Genomic DNA, 18,506 nt, shown 5'->3' on the forward strand with positions numbered 1-18,506 from the left:
AGCGCGTCCGGTTACGTCATGCTTTGTACCCATGATCGGCAACTGGAACGGGACGGTCGGCAGGGCGGTCCGCAACCGCCCGGCGCCGGTCCTCTGCACACTGATCGCCCTGTGCTGCCTGGTCTTCCTGATCGGGCCCGCCTCGGGCTTCAATCCCGTGTACGGCTCCGGCGACGAGCTGCTGGCCGCGCAGCGGGCCTACTTCCGGCGCTGGGGGGTGGTGCCCGCCGAGCTCTTCGAAGGCGCGCCACGGGCCGCCCTCACCCCGGCCACGGCCCTCTTCGTCCACGGCAGCTGGGTACACCTGCTGGGCAACATGCTCTTCCTCTACGTCTTCGGAACGATGACCGAGGACCGGATGGGCCGCGTCGAGTTCACGCTCTTCTACCTCGGCTGCGGCTACCTGGCCCTGCTGGGCTACGCCGCCGCCAACACCGGGTCGGCACAGTCCCTGGTCGGCGCCTCCGGGGCGATCTCCGCGGTCCTCGGGGCGTTTCTGTACCTGTTCCCCCGGGCCCGGGTGACCAGTCTTCTGCCGTTCCTGTTCTTCCTGCCGCTGCGCTTCCCCGCCTGGGTCGTGCTGCCCTTCTGGGCGGCCCTCCAGTGGGTGGCGGCGGGACGGGCCGCCCAGGGGCCGGGGGTGGCCTACCTGGCGCACCTCGTCGGCTTCGGCCTGGGGCTGCTCTACGCGTGGGCCCGTTTCGGGACGAAGAAGGGCCACAGGGGCGGCCCCGGAGGGGCGGCGGCGGGAGACGGGCGGGCGACTAGAGTGAAGTCCGCCCCAGCCCCGGCCCCCGAGGGAGAGAACCAGCCGTGATCACCGCGATCGTCCTCATCAAGACCAGCGTGGACCGGATTCCCGAGATCGCGGAGCGGATCGCTTCGCTGGACTCCGTCAGCGAGGTCTTCTCCGTCACCGGGACGTACGACCTGATCGCCATGGTGCGGGTGAAGGAGCACGAGGACCTGGCCGAGGTCATCCCGGGCAGCATCAGCAAGATCCCCGGGGTGGAGGGCACGGACACGCACGTCGCCTTCCGTACCTACTCCCAGCACGACCTGGAGGCGGCGTTCGCGATCGGGCTGGACTCCTGACCGGCTGACCACCGCCTCCGGCGGACCGTCGCTCACACCGCGGGCACGCAGCGGCCGTCCTCCGTCCGGTACTGCCACCGCGCGCCGTCGCTCACCAGTTCGCGCACCGCGTTCACGAAGCGGTCCACGTGCTCGTCCGGTGTCCCCGCGCCGAAGCTCACCCGGATCGCGTTGAGGGACTTCTCGCCGGGAGCCGCCTCGGGGGCGCCGCACTCGCCCTGGCTCTGGGGCTCGCTGCCCAGCAGCGTGCGGACCAGCGGGTGGGCGCAGAAGAGGCCGTCGCGGACCCCGATGCCGTACTCGGCGGAGAGCGCGGCGGCGAAGTGGGAGCTGTTCCAGCCCTCGACGACGAAGGAGATCACGCCGACCCGCGGCGCGTCGTCGCCGAACAGCGACAGCACCTTCACCTGCGGCACTCCGGCCAGACCCTCCCGCACCTTCGCGATCAGGTACTCCTCCCGGGCGACCAGCCTGTCGAAGCCCGCCTCGGCGAGGGCCTTGCACGCCGAGGCGATGGAGTAGGCGCCGATCACGTTCGGGGAGCCGGCCTCGTGGCGGGCGGCGCTCTCGTGCCACTCCACGTCCACTCCCCCGTCCTCGCGCCGGGTGACCTTGCGGCTGGCGCCGCCGCCCGCGAGGTACGGGTCGGCCGCCACCAGCCAGTCCGCGCGGCCGGCCAGCACGCCGGAGCCGAAGGGCGCGTACAGCTTGTGACCGGAGAAGGCCACCCAGTCGACGTCCAGGTCCCGCACGGACACCGGGTGGTGCGGGGCCAGCTGGGCGGCGTCCAGGACGATCCGGGCGCCGTGCGCGTGCGCGGCGGCCGCCAGCTCGCGGACCGGCCACAGCTCGCCGGTGACGTTCGAGGCGCCGGTGACGCAGACCAGGGCGGGGCCGTGGGGGTCACGGCCGGCCAGGGCCCGCTCCAGCGTCTCGACGGCCTGGCGCGGGGTGCGCGGGGCGTCGAGGTAGGTGACCCGCGCGTCCTGCCAGGGCAGCAGCGAGGCGTGGTGCTCCGTCTCGAAGACGAAGACCTCGCAGTCCGCGGGGAGGGCCCGCGCCAGCAGGTTGAGGGAGTCCGTCGTCGAGCGGGTGAAGACCAGCTGGTCGTCGGAGCGGCAGTCCAGGAACTCGGCCACCGTCCTGCGGGCGTTCTCGAAGAGGTCCGTGGACAGCTGCGAAAGGTAGCCGGCGCCCCGGTGGACGCTGCCGTAGTACGGGGCGTAGGCCGCCACGTCGTCCCAGACGCGCTGGAGGGCGGGGGCGCTGGCCGCGTAGTCGAGCGCGGCGTAGGCGACCTCGCCGCCCGTCACGAGCGGAACCGTGACATCACTGCCGAGAACGGGCAGCGGAGCACAAACGGTACGGGCGGCGGCAGCGGTGGAGACAGACATGGGGAACTCCCGTGAGAGGCAAGGACGAACCACCGTGCGAGCGGGCATGGCTCGAGCACGGAGGAAGGTGAAAGGGGGTGCGGAGGCGGGGCTCTACGCCCTATCGCATTCGCTTGCTCACAGAAGGCTCCCTCGAACGACCAGGACCCCTGGTGGTGCTCACTCAGAAGAGTGCGAGGGGTCCGCGCTTGCCGTAGACCTCGCTGCCTACGGCCTGGTCTTCACCCGGGGCACCCCGCCACGGACGGAGGGTTGCCGGACAGTCGGCCGGGGCCTCATGACTGTCACTCATGACCTGGTACAGGAACGTACGTGAAGGGGGAGCCGCCCCGCAACCCGTGTCCGGATCGCGGGACGGCCGTCGGTGGTGCCGTGGCGCTACGCGTTGGTGGCGGCGACCCAGCGGTCCAGCGCCCGTTTGGCCGCACCCGAGTCGATCGACTCGGCCGCCCTGTCCATGCCGCCGCGCAGCTGCTCGGCAAGGGTCCCGGAGCCCGGCTCCAGGGCCACCAGCGCCGCCGCCGAGTTCAGGAGCACGGCGTCCCGCACCGGGCCGCTCTCGCCCTCCAGGAGGCGACGGGCGACCTCCGCGTTGAACGACGGGTCCCCGCCCCGCAGGGCCTCGACCGGGACCAGCTCGAGCCCGACGTCGCGCGGATCGAAGGTCTCCTCGGTGACCTTGCCGTCACGGACGACCCACACATGGGACGTGGCCGTCGTGGTCAGCTCGTCGAGGCCGTCGTCACCCCGGAAGACCAGGGACGAGTTGCCGCGCTCGGCGAAGACGCCCGCGACCACCGGCGCCATCCGCGGGTCCGCGACCCCGACCGCCTGGGCCCGCACCTTGGCGGGGTTGGTCAGCGGGCCGAGCACGTTGAACACCGTGCGGATGCCCAACTGACCGCGCGCGGCGCCCACATGACGCAGCGCCGGGTGGAACTTGATCGCGAAGCAGAAGGTGATCCCGGCCTCCTGGGCCACCTCGGCCACCCGGCGCGGGGTCAGCTCCAGATTGACGCCCAGCTTCTCCAGGACGTCCGAGGCGCCGGACGCGGAGGAGGCGGCCCGGTTGCCGTGCTTGACCACCGTGGCGCCCGAGCCGGCCACGACGATCGCCGACATCGTGGAGATGTTGACCGTCTTCGCACCGTCGCCGCCCGTGCCGACGATGTCGACGGTCTGGCCGGGCACCTCGATCAGGTTGGCGTGCTCGTACATCGCCCGGACGAGCCCGTTGATCTCGGCGACGGTCTCACCCTTGGCCCGCAGCGCCACCACGAACCCGGCGATCTGCGCGTCGGTCGCCTCGCCGCGCATGATCCGGTCCAGCGCCCAGAAGGTGGCGTCGGCGTCCTGGTCGCGTCCGTACAGCAGACCGTTCAGCACCTCGGGCCAGGAACGGCCCGCCGCGGTGTCGCCTCCAGCGGGGGTCACAGCGCTCATAGCCGCTCCTGGGTGTGTCGTCGTGTGCGTCGGGTGCCGTCGTGCGCCTCGTCACGAGGTGCACCCCACCCTATCCAGCCCGTGGGCACGGCAAAGGGCCCCGTCCGAAGACCGGACGGGGCCCTTTCCTGCGGCGTGGCGACGCCTCAGCGATCAGTGGTGGCCGTGGCCGCTCGTGATCTCCTTGTACTCCTCCACGGTGGGCTTCGAAATCTGCTGGTCCTCACCGAAGTACGCGCCGCTGATCTTGGCGCGGAGCTTCTCCTTGCCCGTCACCTTGCGCTCGACGCCGTTCTCGTCGACGGCGGCGCCGATCGCGGCCGGCTCGTACTGCTCGTGCGCCGTGAGGGTGTGCAGCTGCTCCTGGCTGAGCGGCTCGTGGATCTCGATGAACTCACCGTGCGGCAGGCGCTTGATGGTGCCGGTCTCGCGACCGTGCAGCACCTTGTCCCGGTCCCGGCGCTGAAGGCCGAGGCAGATCCGCTTGGTGGCGATGTACGCGATGACCGGTCCGGCGATGAAGAAGATCCGGACGAACCAGGTGATCGAGTTGATCGACAGGTGGAAGTGGGTGGCCCAGAGGTCGTTGCCACCACCGACCAGCATGATCATGTACATCGTGACCCAGCCGACGCCCAGCGCGGTGCGCGTCGGGGCGTTGCGCGGCCGGTCCAGGATGTGGTGCTCGCGCTTGTCGCCCGTGACCCACGACTCGATGAACGGGTAGAGAGCGAGGATCGCGAGGAGGACACCGAACAGCACCAGCGGGATGAACACGCCCAGGACCAGGGTGTGGCCCCAGAGGTTGATCTCCCAGCCCGGCATGAAGCGGATCAGGCCCTCGGCGAAGCCCATGTACCAGTCGGGCTGGGCGCCGGTGGACACCTGGTCCGGACGGTAGGGGCCCATGGCCCAGATCGGGTTGATCTGCGCGATGCCCGCGATGACCGCGATGGCACCGAAGACCAGGAAGAAGAAGCCTCCGGCCTTGGCCATGTACACCGGCAGCAGCGGCATGCCGACGACGTTCTTGTTGCTCTTTCCGGGGCCCGCGAACTGCGTGTGCTTGTGGTAGAAGACCAGGATCAGGTGGCCGACCACCAGGCCGAGCATGATGCCCGGCAGCAGCAGGATGTGGATCGAGTAGAACCGCGCCACGAAGTCGTGACCGGGGAACTCCCCGCCGAACAGGAACATCGAGATGTACGTGCCGACGATGGGCATCGACAGGATCGCGCCCTGGGTGAAGCGGACACCGGTGCCGGAGAGCAGGTCGTCCGGGAGCGAGTAACCGGTGAAACCGGTGAACATGCCCAGGACGAACAGCAGGAATCCGAACAGCCAGTTGATCTCACGCGGCTTGCGGAACGCGCCCGTGAAGAACACCCGCATCATGTGCACGAACATGCCGGCGAGGAAGATCAGCGCCGCCCAGTGGTGGATCTGCCGGATGAGCAGACCGCCGCGCACGTCGAAGGAGATGTGCAGCGTCGAGCTGAACGCCTCCGACATCAGCTGTCCCTGCAGCGGGACGTAGCTGCCGTGGTACTCCACCTCGTTCATCGACGGGTGGAAGAACAGCGTCAGGTACACACCCGTGAGGATGATGATGATGAAGCTGTAGAGGCAGATCTCACCCAGCATGAACGACCAGTGGTCGGGGAAGATCTTGCGCATGTTGGCCTTGGCGAGGGTGTAGATCCCCAGCCGGCCGTCGGCCCAGTCGGCGATCCGCTCGCCGGCCGGGGCCTTCCCGCGCTCGCGGGAGTCGTTGCTCTCGGTCTTGTCGTTGGTGCTCATCCGCGCTCCCAGAAAGCAGGACCGACGGGCTCTTCGAAGTCGCCGAGCGCCTCGAGATAGCCCTCGTCGTTCACACCGATGCGCAGCTGCGGCAGGGCGTGGCCGGCGGGACCGAAGATCACTCGGGCACCGTCGGAGAGGTCGAAGGTGGACTGGTGGCAGGGGCACAGCACGTGGTGCGTCTGCTGCTCGTACAGGGAGATCGGGCAACCGACGTGGGTGCAGATCTTCGAGTACGCCACGATGCCCTCGTGCGACCACTCGAGCTCGCGCTTGTCCTTGATGTTGTCCGGCTGGAGCCGGACGATCATCAGGGCCGCCTTGGCGATCTCGTTCTGGAACTCCTCGTCGTGCTCCTCCAGGCCCTCGGGCTTGGCGAAGGTGAGCGAACCGACGGCGACGTCCGAGGGACGCAGCGGCTCGTTCGTGTTCATGTTGACGAGCAGCTTGCCCTTGGCCCACAGCGTGTGACGCAGCTTGTCCTCGGGCAGCGGCCCGAGGTCGCGCAGCAGCACGACACCGGACAGCGGCACCAGGGTGAGCGCGCCGAGCATCGTGTTGCGGATCAGCTTGCGACGGCCGAGCGCGGACTCCTTGGCGCCCTGCTTGAAGTCCGAGTGGACCTTCGCGCGGAGCTCGGGAGACGCGGCGATGGGGTGCCGCTCGTCGGCGACCTCGACGTCCGACATCAGGGTGCGGGCCCAGTGGACCGCGCCGGCGCCGATCGTGAACAGCGCCGTGCCCAGCGTCAGACCCAGCGCGAAGTTCAGCGCGCTGAGGTGGCCGATCGGGAACACGAAGATCGACCTGTCGGCGGGGATCGCCACGTACGAGGCGATGAAGCCGACCGTGGCGAGCATCGACAGCGTGAACAGGAACGCGACCGCACGCTCGGACCGCTTGGCGGCCCGCTCGTCGATGTCCTGGACACGGTGCTCGTGGGGCGGCAGACCGGGGTCCGCGAACGGGTTCTGCTCGTCCGCGACGCCTACGGCGCTGCCGTGCGCGTGGCCCTGCTCAACGGGCAGGTTCTCTTCTGGAATGTCTTTGCTACTCATGACTTCCTGGCCTTTGCGGTCCGAGCGGCGACCCAGACGGCGACCGCGATCAGGGCACCGAGACCGAAGATCCAGGCGAACAGGCCTTCACTGACCGGCCCGAGGCCGCCCAGCTCCAGACCGCCGGGGTTGTTCGTCTCGTCGCTGTTGACCGCGTGCAGGTACGCGATGATGTCCTTCTTGTTCTGCTCCGACAGGGTGGTGTCGGGGAAGGAAGGCATGTTCTGCGGGCCGGTCTGCATGGCCTCGTAGATGTGCTTCGGGTCCACGCCTTCGAGGGTCGGGGCGTACTTGCCCTTGGTGAGGGCACCGCCCTTGCCGGTGAAGTTGTGGCACTGCGCGCAGTTGGTGCGGAACAGCTCGCCACCCTTGGCGATGTCCGCGCCCTCCGGGCCGTACTCGGCGTCGGTCGGGACGGACGGGCCGGCGCCCAGGGAGGAGATGAACGCGGCGAGCTGGTCGATCTCGGCCTGCGAGTAGATGACCTTCTTCTCGGGCACCTGGGGGCCCTGGGAAGTGGCCGCGGGCATGCGCCCGGTGCCGACCTGGAAGTCGACGGCCGCGGCGCCCACGCCGACCAGGCTCGGGCCGTCGGAGGTCCCCTGACCGCCGGTGCCGTGGCAGCTGGCGCAGCCAACGGCGTAGAGCTTCTTGCCCTCGTCGATGGCGAGGGACTGGGCGGTGTCGTCTGCCTGCGCCTTGCTCGCGGGCGCGAACGCGGCGTACAGCCCCCCGGTGGCCGCCAGCGCGAGGAGTAGGACGACGAGCGCCGCCAGCGGATGGCGTCGTCGTGCGGAGAGCTTTTTCACGGATTACCCCGGTGTCAGGATCTTCTGCGTCGATGCGTGGGATGTGCGGGAGCGAGCGTGCCCGGCTACTTGATCATGTAGATCGTGGCGAAGAGGCCGATCCAGACGACATCGACGAAGTGCCAGTAGTAGGACACGACGATGGCCGCGGTCGCCTGCTCGTGGGTGAACCTCTTGGCCGCGTAGGTGCGTCCGAGGACGAACAGGAAGGCGATGAGGCCGCCCGTCACGTGCATGCCGTGGAAGCCGGTGGTCAGGTAGAACACCGAGCCGTACGGGTCGGAGGAGAGCGAGAGCCCGTCCTTCTTCACCAGCTCCGTGTACTCGAAGATCTGACCGCCGATGAAGATCGCACCCATGATGAAGGTGACGATGAACCACATCCTGAGCTTCTTCACGTCACCTCGCTCGGCGGCGAAGACGCCGAGCTGGCAGGTGAGCGAGGAGAGCACCAGGATCGTGGTGTTGGTGGCCGAGAACGGGAAGTTCAGGGCCTCGGCCATCTCCTTCCAGTGATCAGGACCCGTCACCGATCGCAGGGTGAAGTACATCGCGAAAAGGGCCGCGAAGAACATCAGCTCGGAGCTCAGCCAGATGATGGTTCCGACGCTGGTGAGGTTCGGCCGATTGACCGACGGGTGCGCGTGCCCGGTATCTACTGTCGTTGCTGTCGCCACGACCGACATTATGTCGGTCCCTTATCCCGCCCTCACTCCGGGGGGTGCCGTTCGGAGTGTCCGCACCCTGTGTAGTGCCCGTATGGCCCATCGAAGTGGTGTTCCAAGCGGTGTTGACCACGAGTCCGAGGGAGTAGCATCCGCGGCATCGGTTCTGTCCGTACGACGCTGATGTCACGGAGGAAGCATGCAGGCGACCGCCACGGTGCTGGTCTACAGCGACGACGCCAACACCCGCGAGCAGGTCCGGCTCGCGACCGGGCGCAGGCCCGCGCCCGACGTCCCCGTGGTGGAGTTCCTGGAGTGCGCGACGGCTGCGGCGGTGCTGCGGGAGCTGGACAGGGGCGGCATCGACGTCGTCGTCCTGGACGGCGAGGCCGCACCCATGGGAGGCATGGGGCTGTGCCGGCAGATCAAGGACGAGATCTTCCGGTGTCCGCCGGTGCTTCTGCTCATCGGGCGGCCCCAGGACGCCTGGCTCGCCACCTGGAGCCGCGCCGACGCGGCTGTGACGCTGCCTGTGGAGCCCGTGGAGTTCGCTGCGGCCCTCGCGTCCCTGATGCGGCGCAAGAGCCTTCAGCAGAGCGCCTGACGGCGGCTGAGGGGCGTGGGCTCCCCCGCGCCCCCGGCACTGCCTACACCGCCGCAGGGCGCAGTCTCGACGTGTCCTGCTCCGGCTTCTGCTTGCCGCCCGTCAGCGCGCTGCCCTCGGTCCACTTCTTCCAGTCCAGGTTCCAGTCGCCGAAGCCGTTGCCGAAGGTCTCCATCGTGTCGCCGTAGCTGTTGACGACCTGGACGACGTCGCCCTGGCGGATGTTGTCGAAGAACCACTCGGCGTTGGACGTGCTCATGCCGGTGCAGCCGTGGCTGACGTTCGCGTACCCCTGGGAGCCCACGGACCAGGGAGCCGCGTGGACGTACTCGCCGCTCCAGGTGACGCGGGTGGCGTAGTACACGGGCAGGTCGTAGGACTCCGAGGAGCCCTCCGCGATGCCGACGGTGGTGCCGCGCATCCGTACGAAGTACTCCTTGCCCAGGACGACCTTGACGCCGTTGCGGGTCTCGAAGCCGGGCTTGCCGGTGGTGACGGGGATCTGGTTGATCTCCTCGTTGTTCTTGAAGACCGTCATGGAGTGCGACGACGCGTCCGTGACGGCGATGACCCGGTCGCCGATCGTGAGCTTGAGCTCCTTCGCGGGACCGCCCCAGAGCCGGTCGCTGATCTTGATGCCGTCCAGGTTGCTGTGCACCCGCAGGGAGGTGTGGGCGGGCCAGTACTCCTGCGGCCGGTAGTGGAGTTCCTTGTCGTCCACCCAGTGCCAGCCGCCCTGCACGGACGGTGTCGAGTCGACCTTGAGGGCGCGTTCGACGACGGCCCGCTGGGCGGGGTCCTTGATGGGCTGGTCCAGCTTGGCGGTGACCGGCTGGCCGACGCCGTACTCGCCCGCGTCGGGGCCGAACTCGACCCCGAGGCGCTTCTTCGAGGTGGGCTTGCCGGTGTCGAAGGTGAGCACCCGGCGGCCGGGGGCGCCGTCGTCGTCCTCGGTGCTCACCCGGACCGTGTAGTGGGCGTTCGCGGCCAGCGGCTCCGTGCTGTGCCAGCGGCTGCCGTCGGCGGCGAGTTCACCCGCCACGTAACGGCCCGTGCCGTCCACGGCGGTGACGTCCGTGATCCGGTCGTCGTCCTCCGCGGTGACCTCCAGCGGCTTGTCCGGGTCGGACTTCTTCCCGTCGCCACCGAGGTTGTGGAGGGAGATCTGGTCCGTCGCGTCGTAGGGACGCGCGGAGAGCGGGTTGCCGTCCGAGCCGCAGGCGCTTGCGACCGCGCCCAGGGCGATCACCAGCAGGGTGCAGCCGACGACGGTGCGAGGGCGGGGTTCGTGGCTCATGGCTTCACGCTAGGGAGCCGCGTCGACCGCGGCGCGCTGAGTGACACGGACGGAGGAGCCTCGTTGGTGCAAAAGCGTGAGCCCGGACCCTCCTGACGGAGTGTCCGGGCTCGGGCTGCGCTCGGCGCGTGCTACTGGGTGCGGTTCTCACCGCGGTAGTACTCGAAGACCCAGCCCCACAGACCGATGAGGATCAGCGGCAGGGAGAAGTACAGCAGCCACCAGCCGACAGCGACCCCCAGGAAGGCCAGGGCGCCGCCGATGCCCAGCGACAGCGGCTGCCAGCTGTGCGGGCTGAAGAAGCCCAGCTCGCCGGCGTCGTCCGCGACGTCCGCCTCCTTGTTGTCCTGCGCACCCGCGTCGACCCGCCGGGCGGTGAAGCCCAGGTAGAAGCCGATCATGATGCACAGGCCGAAGGCCAGGAAGAGGGCCGTGGTACCGGCCGGCTCCTTCGACCACACGCCATAGACGATCGCCATGACGAGGACGAAGACGCTCAGCCAGACGAACATCTTGCCCTGGATCTTCACTTGCCGGCCTCCTTGCTGCCCGAGATGGCACTGGCACCGTGGCCGTCGTGCTCCAACTGCTCGAGCGCGGCGATCTCGGGGTGGTGCAGGTCGAACGCCGGGGATTCGCTGCGGATCCGCGGCAGGGTGAGGAAGTTGTGACGCGGCGGCGGGCAGGAGGTCGCCCACTCCAGGGAGCGGCCGTAGCCCCACGGGTCGTCGACGCCGACCGGCTTGCCGTACTTGGCGGTCTTCCACACGTTGTAGAAGAACGGCAGGACGGACAGACCGAGGACGAACGAGCTGATCGTCGAGATCGTGTTCAGGGCGGTGAAGCCGTCGGCGTTCAGGTAGTCCGCGTAACGACGCGGCATGCCCTCGGCGCCCAGCCAGTGCTGGACCAGGAAGGTGCCGTGGAAGCCGACGAACAGCGTCCAGAAGGTGATCTTGCCGAGGCGCTCGTCGAGCATCTTGCCGGTGAACTTCGGCCACCAGAAGTGGAAGCCGGAGAACATCGCGAAGACGACGGTGCCGAAGACGACGTAGTGGAAGTGCGCCACCACGAAGTAGGAGTCGGACACGTGGAAGTCCATCGGCGGCGAGGCCAGGATGACGCCGGTCAGACCACCGAAGGTGAAGGTGATGAGGAAGCCCGTCGCCCACAGCATCGGTGTCTCGAAGGACAGGGAGCCCTTCCACATCGTTCCGATCCAGTTGAAGAACTTCACGCCCGTCGGGACGGCGATGAGGAACGTCATGAAGGAGAAGAACGGCAGCAGCACGCCACCCGTGACGTACATGTGGTGCGCCCACACGGTCACCGAGAGACCGGCGATCGAGATGGTCGCGGCGATCAGACCCATGTAACCGAACATCGGCTTGCGGGAGAACACCGGGATCACTTCGGAGATGATCCCGAAGAACGGCAAGGCGATGATGTACACCTCTGGATGGCCGAAGAACCAGAAGAGGTGCTGCCACAGCAACGCGCCGCCGTTGGCCGCGTCGAAGACATGGGCGCCGAACTTGCGGTCCGCCTCCAGGGCGAACAGGGCGGCCGCGAGGACCGGGAAGGCCAGCAGGACCAGGACACCGGTCAGCAGGACGTTCCAGGTGAAGATCGGCATCCGGAACATCGTCATGCCGGGCGCGCGCATGCAGATGATCGTGGTGATGAAGTTGACCGAGCCGAGGATGGTGCCGAAGCCGGAGAAGGCCAGACCCATGATCCACATGTCGGCGCCGATGCCCGGGCTGCGGACCGCGTCCGACAGCGGGGCGTAGGCGAACCAGCCGAAGTCGGCCGCACCCTGCGGGGTGAGGAAGCCGGCCACGGCGATCAGCGAGCCGAACAGGTAGAGCCAGTAGGCGAACATGTTCAGCCGCGGGAAGGCGACGTCCGGCGCGCCGATCTGGAGCGGCATGATCCAGTTCGTGAAGCCGGCGAACAGCGGCGTCGCGAACATCAGCAGCATGATCGTGCCGTGCATCGTGAACGCTTGGTTGAACTGTTCGTTCGACATGATCTGCAAGCCCGGACGGGCGAGCTCGGCGCGCATGAGGAGCGCCATGACGCCACCGATGCAGAAGAACGCGAACGACGTGACCAGGTACAACGTACCGATGGTCTTGTGGTCGGTGGTCGTCAGCCACTTCACCACGACGTTGCCGGGCTGCTTGCGCCTGACCGGCAGCTCGTTCTCGTACGAGTCCTCAGCTGCGGAGGCACCCTGGGGTTCGTTGAGGATGCTCACAGGTTGTTCGTCTCCCGGTTCTTCTCGTGGCTCGTCTGCTCGATGCCCGCGGGAACGTAACCGGTCTGCCCCTTCTTCACGAGGTCCTTGAGGTGCTGCTCGTAGCGCTCCTGGGAGACGACCTTCACGTTGAAGAGCATCCGGGAGTGGTCGACGCCGCAGAGCTCGGCGCACTTACCCAGGTAGGTGCCCTCCTTGTTGGGGGTCACCTGGAAGGAGTTGGTGTGGCCCGGGATGACGTCCTGCTTCATCAGGAACGGCACCACCCAGAAGGAGTGGATGACGTCTCGGGAGGTGAGGACGAAGCGGACCGTCTTGCCCTCGGGGAGCCAGAGGGTCGGGCCGGGGTTGTTGGTCTGCGGGTTCCGCTCACCGGGGGTGCCGCAGGTGTAGACGCCGCCGGCGTTGTCGGGGAAGTCCGTCTTGAACCGGTCCGGGATCGCGGCCAGGTTCTTGTCGGTCTTCGCGTTCCCGTCGGAACCGTCGACGTTCTCGATGTAGTTGAAGCACCAGCTCCACTGGAAGCCGACCACGTTGACCGTGACGTCGGGCTTCTTGTCGAGACTCAGCAGCTTCGACTCGTCACGGGCCGTGAAGTAGAACAGCACTGAGACGATGATGATCGGAACCACCGTGTACAGCGCCTCGATGGGCATGTTGTACCGGGTCTGCGGAGGAACTTCGACCTTTGTGCGGCTGCGCCGGTGGAAGAAAGCACTCCACAGGATCAGGCCCCACACCAGCACGCCGGTGGCCAGCGCGGCTGCCCAGGAGCCCTGCCACAGGGAGAGGATCCGCGGAGCCTCTTCTGTGACCGGGGTGGGCATACCAAGGCGGGGGAAGTCCTTGTATGTGCAACCGGTGGCGGTCACCAGGACCAGGCCCGCGGTCATTGCCTGGAGCAGCTTCCGCCGCATCGGGCGCCGCGGCGAGCGGTCGGAGCCGTTGGGACTCACGTAGCGCCTTCCCGAGAGTCTCGCCCGCGCGGTTGGCTGCGGCCTGCCTTCTCGCGGGTCGGTCGCCGCCCTGCGTCGGGCAGGGGTTTGGATGTTTATGCGGACCAAACCCTAGCCGACGCCCTCCGGGGGTTCGCGGGGAGGGTGGCATACGCGCCGCGGGTCACCCCGAAGGGGTGGGGAGGGGCGCCTAATAGGTCGTCAATGCGGGTTGTGTGGCGACTCCGGGCCGGTGGGGGCCGTTCGCGCGGATCCCCGCGCCCCTTCACGGCGTCCGCGGGTTCTAACGTTGGGGTGTGTCCTACTTCGACGCCGCATCCGCCGCCCCCCTGCATCCCGTGGCCCGCCAGGCCCTGTTGGCCTCGCTCGACGAGGGGTGGGCCGATCCCGCTCGGCTGTACCGGGAGGGGCGGCGGGCGCGGATGCTGCTGGACGCCGCCCGGGAGGCGGCCGCCGAGGCGGTGGGCTGCCGTCCGGACGAGCTGGTCTTCACCTCTTCCGGGACGCGGGCCGTGCACACCGGGATCGCGGGCGCGCTGGCCGGGCGCCGACGGGTCGGGCGTCACCTGATCGTGTCAGCCGTCGAACACTCCTCGGTACTCCATTCGGCAGAGGCGTTCGAGGCGGAGGGCGGGGCGGTGACCCGGGTGCCGGTGGTCAGGACCGGTGCGGTCACCGTCGAGTCGTACGGCGACGCCCTGCGGTCCGACACCGCGCTGGCCTGTCTCCAGTCGGCCAACCACGAGGTGGGCACCGAGCAGCCGGTGGCGGCCGTGGCCGAGCTGTGCCGGGAGGCGGGGGTGCCGCTACTGGTGGACGCGGCGCAGTCGCTCGGCTGGGGGCCGGTGGCGGGACCCTGGTCGGTACTGGCGGCGAGCGCGCACAAGTGGGGCGGGCCGTCCGGGGTGGGGGTCCTGGCGGTGCGCAAGGGGGTGCGGTTCGCCGTCCGGGGGCCGGTGGACGAGCGGGAGTCGGGGCGCGCGGCCGGGTTCGAGAACATTCCGGCGATCGTGGCCGCGGCGGCCTCCCTGCGGGCGGTGCGGGCGGAGGCGGCGGCCGAGGCGGTACGGCTGCGCGAGCTGACGGCGCGGATCCGCGAGCGGGTGGCGGCCGTCGTGCCGGATGTGGAGGTCGTCGGGGACCCGCGGCGGCGGCTGCCGGGGATCGTCACCTTCTCCTGCCTGTACGTCGACGGGGAGGCGCTGCTGCACGAGCTGGACCGGGAGGGGTTCTCCGTCTCCTCCGGGTCGTCCTGCACCAGCAGCACGCTGACGCCCAGCCATGTGCTGAAGGCGATGGGGGTGCTGAGTGAGGGAAACGTGCGGGTTTCGTTGCCGGCGGGGGTCGCCGGGGAGGACGTCGAGCGGTTCCTCGCCGTGCTGCCGGGGGCGGTGGCGGGGGTGCGGGAGAAGCTCGGGGCGCCCGTCGCGGTGGCCGCTGCCGGGGTGCGCGGCGACGCGCTGGTGGTGGACGCGCTGGGCAAGCGGTGTCCGATTCCCGTCATCGAGCTGGCGAAGGTCATCGGGGAGGTGCCGGTCGGGGGCACGGTGCGGGTGCTGTCCGACGACGAGGCGGCCCGCCTGGACATCCCCGCATGGTGCGAGATGCGGGAACAGGAGTACGTCGGTGAGGAGCCGGCGGACCGGGGCTCGGCCTATGTGGTCCGCCGGCTCTCCTGAGTCACGCCAGGTGCTTGCGGACCTCGGTGGCGGCCTCGTCGCCGTAGGCCTTCGTGAAACGGTCCATGAAGTGGGCGCGGCGCAGCCGGTACTCCTGGGTGCCGACCGTCTCGATCACGAGGGTGGCGAGCATGCAGCCGATCTGCGCGGCGCGCTCGTGGGAGACGCCCCAGGCCAGGCCGGAGAGGAAGCCGGCGCGGAAGGCGTCACCGACGCCCGTGGGCTCGACCTTGGCCTCCTCCTCCGGGCAGCCGACCTCGATCGGGTCCTCGCCGGCCCGCTCGATCCGGACGCCGCGCGAGCCGAGGGTGGTGACGCGGTGGCCGACCTTGGAGAGGATCTCGGCGTCCGTCCAGCCCGTCTTGGACTCGATGAGGCCCTTCTCGTACTCGTTGGAGAACAGGTACGTCGCGCCCTCCAGCAGTATCCGGATCTCGTCACCGTTCATCCGGGCGATCTGCTGGGAGAAGTCGGCCGCGAAGGGGATCGAGCGGGACCGGCACTCCTCCGTGTGGCGGAGCATCGCCTCCGGGTCGTCGGCGCCGATCAGGACCAGGTCCAGGCCGCCCACACGGTCGGCGACGGTCTTCAGCTCGATGAGCCGGGCCTCGCTCATCGCGCCGGTGTAGAAGGAGCCGATCTGGTTGTGGTCGGAGTCGGTGGTGCACACGAAGCGGGCCGTGTGCAGGGTCTCGGAGATACGGACCGACCCGGTGTCGACGCCGTGCCGGTCCAGCCAGGCCCGGTACTCGTCGAAGTCCGCGCCCGCGGCGCCGACCAGGATCGGGCGGGTCCCCAGCTGGCCCATGCCGAAGGCGATGTTCGCGCCCACGCCGCCCCGGCGCACGTCCAGGTTGTCGACCAGGAAGGAGAGCGAGACCGTGTGCAGCTGGTCCGCGACGAGCTGGTCGGCGAAGCGGCCGGGGAACGTCATGAGGTGGTCGGTGGCGATGGAGCCGGTGACTGCGATGCGCACGGCGTGGACTCTCCTGAGGGGAGGCGGATTGACAGTTCACGCTACCCGGTGGACCCGCGCCACTGAAGCAGCCGAAACTACCCGATAGTAGATCTTTCTTCGCGGGCTCCGCGTACATACGGTTCGGCTATGACGAACCTCAAGGTCCACGCCCCCGCTCCGTCCGACCTCGACGGCGATCTGGCCTCGCTGCGGGGCGACGGCGCCCGGACGGCTCAGCACTGGGCCGCCCCGGAGAAGATCGCTTCCCTTCCGGTCTCCCCGTCACTCATCATCGGCGTGACCGTCCCGGCGGCATCGGCACGCCTGCTGGAGGCTATGCCGGATTACGGCAACTGGAGCGACCCGCGGGGGTGATCCCTCGATTTCCTTCGGTACGGCGCCCGGAAGGGAACCGTGCGCTCCCCCGCCGCGTCCCATCGCCGTCCCCCGTAAAGGGGATATGAGGTACGCCAACAGGGCAGCCGAAGGAGCGATGCGGTGAACACCGAGCGACCCGAGAACGACGACGCCGCGCGCGAGCCGGAGAAGACGGGTTCGGAGACGGCCGAGGTCAGGGCCGAGAAGGCCGAGATCCAGGAGGCCGAGATCCAGGACGCGCGGGCCGAGGACGCGCGGGCCGAGGACGCGCAGGCGGAGGACGCGCGGGCCGAGGACGCGCAGGCCGAGGAGACCGGCGCAGAGGAAGAGGCCGACGTTCCCGGCACTCCCGCCGGTACCGCGACCGGGCCTGTCGCCGGTACCGAGGCCGGGGCTGCCGCCGGTTCTGAGACCGGCACGCCCGCCGATACCGAGACCGGCACGCCCGCCGGTACCGACGCCGGCACGCCCGTCGGTTCCGCGGCCCGCCCCCTCGGCGACGCCGGTCTGCGGGCCGCCGGGGCCGACGCGGGCGAGGCGGCCGCCGTTTCCGGTTCCGCTGCTGACGAGCACGTCGTCGGGCCGGTGGCCGGTGACGCGCCCCCGGCCGGTCCCCGCCGCCGCTCCCCCGTGCTCATCGCCTCCGTGGCCGCCGCCGTGCTGCTGGTGGGCGGGGGTGGGGCTTACCTGACCTCCAGTGCGGTCGGCGGCTCCGGCGGGGGCACCGGCTCGGGGTCTCCGTCCGGCGACGGCACTCCCGCGGCGCTGCTCCTGGACGACCTCTCCGGGGGTACGGGTACCCCCGAGGGCGGTACGAGCGGCATCGCGCCCGGTGAGCCGAACCCCTACGGGGTGACCTACCAGGCCGACGGCCCCCTTCCCGACGGTCCCGGCTCCGCGCCGGTGTACTGGGCGAAGGGCGAGGTCACACAGGACGAGGTGGCCCGGCTGGCGAAGGCGCTGGGCGCCGAGGGGACGCCGGTCGTCGACGGCGAGGCCTGGAAGGTCGGCTCCGGGAACGACGGTTCGGGCCCGGTGCTGCGGGTGAACCGGCAGGCGCCGGGGATGTGGACGTTCACCCGGTACGCGCCCGGCACCGACAACTGCACGGCCTTCACCGACAAGTGCACCGCGACTCCCCCGGCCGGGTCCGGCGCCCCGGTGAGCGAGGCGGCCGCGAAGAAGGCGGCGGCGCCGGTCCTGAAGGCGGTCGGACAGGACGGCGCGCGGGTGGACGCGAGCCAGGTCATGGGGAGTTCGCGGGTGGTCAACGCCGACCCGGTCTTCGGTGGGCTGCCCTCCTACGGCTGGACGACCGGGATCAGCGTCGACGCCCAGGGCGAGGTGGTCGGCGGGAACGGGCAGCTGGAGACGCCGGTGAAGGGTGACACGTACCCCTTGCTGAGCGCGCGGGAAGCGCTGGACGCGTTGAACGCGGCGCCGGGCACGGACCACCGGATGGGCATCGGCGGCTGCGCCAGTCCGGTGCCGCTGAAGGACCGGCTGGAGAGTCCGTGCGGCGCGTCGACGACCGCCCCCGGAACGCAGACGGCCACGGTCGAGGACGCGGTGCTCGGGCTCGCCCCGCACACCTCGGACGGGCGGCAGGTGCTCGTGCCGTCCTGGCTGTTCGACGTGCGGGCCGCCGGGGTCGCGGGCGGCTACACGGTGACACAGCCGGCCGTCGAACCGGCGTACCTGAAGTCCGCCACCACGCCCACGCCCACGCCGACCGGGACACCGACGGCGTCCTCCGGGACGCGGGACGTGAAGGTCGACGGGTACACGGTCGAGGGCGACGAGCTGGTCGTGAGCTTCACCGGCGGGGTGTGCGGCGACTACAAGGCCACGGCGACCGAGAGCGGCGACGAGGTGAAGGTCACCGTGACGGAGACGCCCTGGAAGGGCAAGGTCTGCATCCTGATCGCCGAGGAGTACCACCAGACCGTGCACCTGGACGAGTCACTGGGCAGCCGCAAGGTCGTCGGGTCGGACGGCGGCGCCATCCCGTTGGAGAAGGCGGGCGCGCGGCTCCCGAAGGTCCGGTAGCGCCCGGCGGCGGTTCGCGCGGGGCGAACGACGAAGGCGGCGGCCCACAGGGGACCGC

17 protein-coding genes and 1 riboswitch are annotated in these 18,506 nt (G+C 69.6%); of the genes, 6 read left to right on the top strand and 11 right to left on the bottom strand.

Annotated features, from left to right (window positions below):
* The first annotated feature begins 31 nt into the window (after positions 1-31).
* Both QF030_RS13305 and QF030_RS13310 read left to right on the top strand, forming a co-directional pair.
* Positions 32-817, top strand: a complete 786-nt coding sequence (locus tag QF030_RS13305) for a rhomboid family intramembrane serine protease (RefSeq protein ID WP_307162876.1) — start codon at positions 32-34, stop codon at positions 815-817.
* Positions 814-1,095 carry an Lrp/AsnC family transcriptional regulator gene (locus QF030_RS13310; protein ID WP_020129992.1) on the top strand — a complete coding sequence of 94 codons (282 nt, stop codon included), beginning with the start codon at positions 814-816 and terminating at the stop codon, positions 1,093-1,095. The genes QF030_RS13305 and QF030_RS13310 overlap by 4 nt, the downstream gene beginning before the upstream one ends.
* 32 nt (positions 1,096-1,127) lie before the next feature.
* Here QF030_RS13310 and QF030_RS13315 read toward each other — a convergent pair whose 3' ends face one another.
* The 6 genes from QF030_RS13315 to ctaE form a co-directional block, all read right to left on the bottom strand.
* Complete coding sequence (locus QF030_RS13315) at positions 1,128-2,489, bottom strand: aminotransferase class V-fold PLP-dependent enzyme (RefSeq protein WP_307162877.1); 1,362 nt, start codon at positions 2,487-2,489, stop codon at positions 1,128-1,130.
* A gap of 179 nt (positions 2,490-2,668) precedes the next feature.
* Positions 2,669-2,785, bottom strand: a riboswitch (SAM riboswitch).
* Between the two features lie 82 nt (positions 2,786-2,867).
* Entirely contained in the window at positions 2,868-3,932 is a 1,065-nt protein-coding gene (trpD, locus tag QF030_RS13320) for an anthranilate phosphoribosyltransferase (RefSeq protein ID WP_307162878.1), read from the bottom strand.
* Between the two features lie 153 nt (positions 3,933-4,085).
* Positions 4,086-5,732: a cytochrome bc1 complex cytochrome b subunit gene (gene qcrB, locus QF030_RS13325; RefSeq protein ID WP_307162879.1), complete on the bottom strand. Its 1,647-nt coding sequence runs from the start codon at positions 5,730-5,732 to the stop codon at positions 4,086-4,088.
* Complete coding sequence (gene qcrA / locus QF030_RS13330) at positions 5,729-6,790, bottom strand: cytochrome bc1 complex Rieske iron-sulfur subunit (RefSeq protein WP_307162880.1); 1,062 nt, start codon at positions 6,788-6,790, stop codon at positions 5,729-5,731. Before qcrA ends, qcrB begins: the two co-directional genes overlap by 4 nt.
* Positions 6,787-7,599, bottom strand: coding sequence for a cytochrome bc1 complex diheme cytochrome c subunit (gene qcrC / locus QF030_RS13335; protein ID WP_307162881.1), 813 nt, complete (start codon positions 7,597-7,599; stop codon positions 6,787-6,789). The genes qcrA and qcrC overlap by 4 nt, the downstream gene beginning before the upstream one ends.
* Positions 7,600-7,664: 65 nt before the next feature.
* Positions 7,665-8,285 carry an aa3-type cytochrome oxidase subunit III gene (gene ctaE / locus QF030_RS13340; RefSeq protein WP_307162882.1) on the bottom strand — a complete coding sequence of 207 codons (621 nt, stop codon included), beginning with the start codon at positions 8,283-8,285 and terminating at the stop codon, positions 7,665-7,667.
* Positions 8,286-8,463: 178 nt separating this feature from the next.
* On the opposite strand from ctaE, the gene QF030_RS13345 reads away from it, so the two are divergent.
* Positions 8,464-8,868 (top strand): hypothetical protein, encoded by a 405-nt coding sequence (locus QF030_RS13345; RefSeq protein WP_307162883.1) that lies wholly within the window; start codon positions 8,464-8,466, stop codon positions 8,866-8,868.
* A gap of 43 nt (positions 8,869-8,911) precedes the next feature.
* On the opposite strand, the gene QF030_RS13350 is transcribed toward QF030_RS13345, so the two are convergent.
* The 4 genes from QF030_RS13350 to ctaC all read right to left on the bottom strand — a co-directional run bounded on the left by QF030_RS13350 (position 8,912) and on the right by ctaC (position 13,384).
* Positions 8,912-10,165, bottom strand: a complete 1,254-nt coding sequence (locus QF030_RS13350) for a L,D-transpeptidase (RefSeq protein ID WP_307162884.1) — start codon at positions 10,163-10,165, stop codon at positions 8,912-8,914.
* Positions 10,166-10,296: 131 nt separating this feature from the next.
* Positions 10,297-10,695, bottom strand: a complete 399-nt coding sequence (locus QF030_RS13355) for a cytochrome c oxidase subunit 4 (RefSeq protein WP_062647531.1) — start codon at positions 10,693-10,695, stop codon at positions 10,297-10,299.
* Positions 10,692-12,428: an aa3-type cytochrome oxidase subunit I gene (ctaD, locus tag QF030_RS13360; RefSeq protein ID WP_307162885.1), complete on the bottom strand. Its 1,737-nt coding sequence runs from the start codon at positions 12,426-12,428 to the stop codon at positions 10,692-10,694. The genes QF030_RS13355 and ctaD overlap by 4 nt, the downstream gene beginning before the upstream one ends.
* Positions 12,425-13,384: an aa3-type cytochrome oxidase subunit II gene (gene ctaC / locus QF030_RS13365; protein WP_307162886.1), complete on the bottom strand. Its 960-nt coding sequence runs from the start codon at positions 13,382-13,384 to the stop codon at positions 12,425-12,427. The genes ctaD and ctaC overlap by 4 nt, the downstream gene beginning before the upstream one ends.
* A gap of 296 nt (positions 13,385-13,680) precedes the next feature.
* Here ctaC and QF030_RS13370 point away from each other — a divergent pair, with 296 nt between their 5' ends.
* Positions 13,681-15,063 carry a cysteine desulfurase/sulfurtransferase TusA family protein gene (locus tag QF030_RS13370; protein WP_307162887.1) on the top strand — a complete coding sequence of 461 codons (1,383 nt, stop codon included), beginning with the start codon at positions 13,681-13,683 and terminating at the stop codon, positions 15,061-15,063.
* 1 nt (position 15,064) lies between these two features.
* Here QF030_RS13370 and QF030_RS13375 read toward each other — a convergent pair whose 3' ends face one another.
* Entirely contained in the window at positions 15,065-16,039 is a 975-nt protein-coding gene (locus QF030_RS13375) for a carbohydrate kinase family protein (RefSeq protein WP_307162888.1), read from the bottom strand.
* A 129-nt stretch (positions 16,040-16,168) separates the two neighbouring features.
* On the opposite strand from QF030_RS13375, the gene QF030_RS13380 reads away from it, so the two are divergent.
* Both QF030_RS13380 and QF030_RS13385 read left to right on the top strand, forming a co-directional pair.
* Complete coding sequence (locus QF030_RS13380) at positions 16,169-16,396, top strand: hypothetical protein (RefSeq protein WP_307162889.1); 228 nt, start codon at positions 16,169-16,171, stop codon at positions 16,394-16,396.
* A gap of 123 nt (positions 16,397-16,519) precedes the next feature.
* Positions 16,520-18,448, top strand: a complete 1,929-nt coding sequence (locus QF030_RS13385; protein WP_307162890.1) for a hypothetical protein — start codon at positions 16,520-16,522, stop codon at positions 18,446-18,448.
* Positions 18,449-18,506 lie beyond the last annotated feature (58 nt).

The organism is Streptomyces rishiriensis, assembly GCF_030815485.1.
Lineage (GTDB): Bacteria > Actinomycetota > Actinomycetes > Streptomycetales > Streptomycetaceae > Streptomyces > Streptomyces rishiriensis_A.

What these genes read in the sequence shown, in the direction of transcription:
- qcrA (WP_307162880.1), bottom strand. Translation starts at nt 6,790, where the DNA reads ATGAGTAGCAAAGACATTCCAGAAGAGAACCTGCCCGTTGAGCAGGGC.
- trpD (WP_307162878.1), bottom strand. Translation starts at nt 3,932, where the DNA reads ATGAGCGCTGTGACCCCCGCTGGAGGCGACACCGCGGCGGGCCGTTCC.
- QF030_RS13380 (WP_307162889.1), top strand. Translation starts at nt 16,169, where the DNA reads ATGACGAACCTCAAGGTCCACGCCCCCGCTCCGTCCGACCTCGACGGC.
- ctaE (WP_307162882.1), bottom strand. Translation starts at nt 8,285, where the DNA reads ATGTCGGTCGTGGCGACAGCAACGACAGTAGATACCGGGCACGCGCAC.
- QF030_RS13350 (WP_307162884.1), bottom strand. Translation starts at nt 10,165, where the DNA reads ATGAGCCACGAACCCCGCCCTCGCACCGTCGTCGGCTGCACCCTGCTG.
- qcrB (WP_307162879.1), bottom strand. Translation starts at nt 5,732, where the DNA reads ATGAGCACCAACGACAAGACCGAGAGCAACGACTCCCGCGAGCGCGGG.
- QF030_RS13345 (WP_307162883.1), top strand. Translation starts at nt 8,464, where the DNA reads ATGCAGGCGACCGCCACGGTGCTGGTCTACAGCGACGACGCCAACACC.
- QF030_RS13305 (WP_307162876.1), top strand. Translation starts at nt 32, where the DNA reads ATGATCGGCAACTGGAACGGGACGGTCGGCAGGGCGGTCCGCAACCGC.
- QF030_RS13315 (WP_307162877.1), bottom strand. Translation starts at nt 2,489, where the DNA reads ATGTCTGTCTCCACCGCTGCCGCCGCCCGTACCGTTTGTGCTCCGCTG.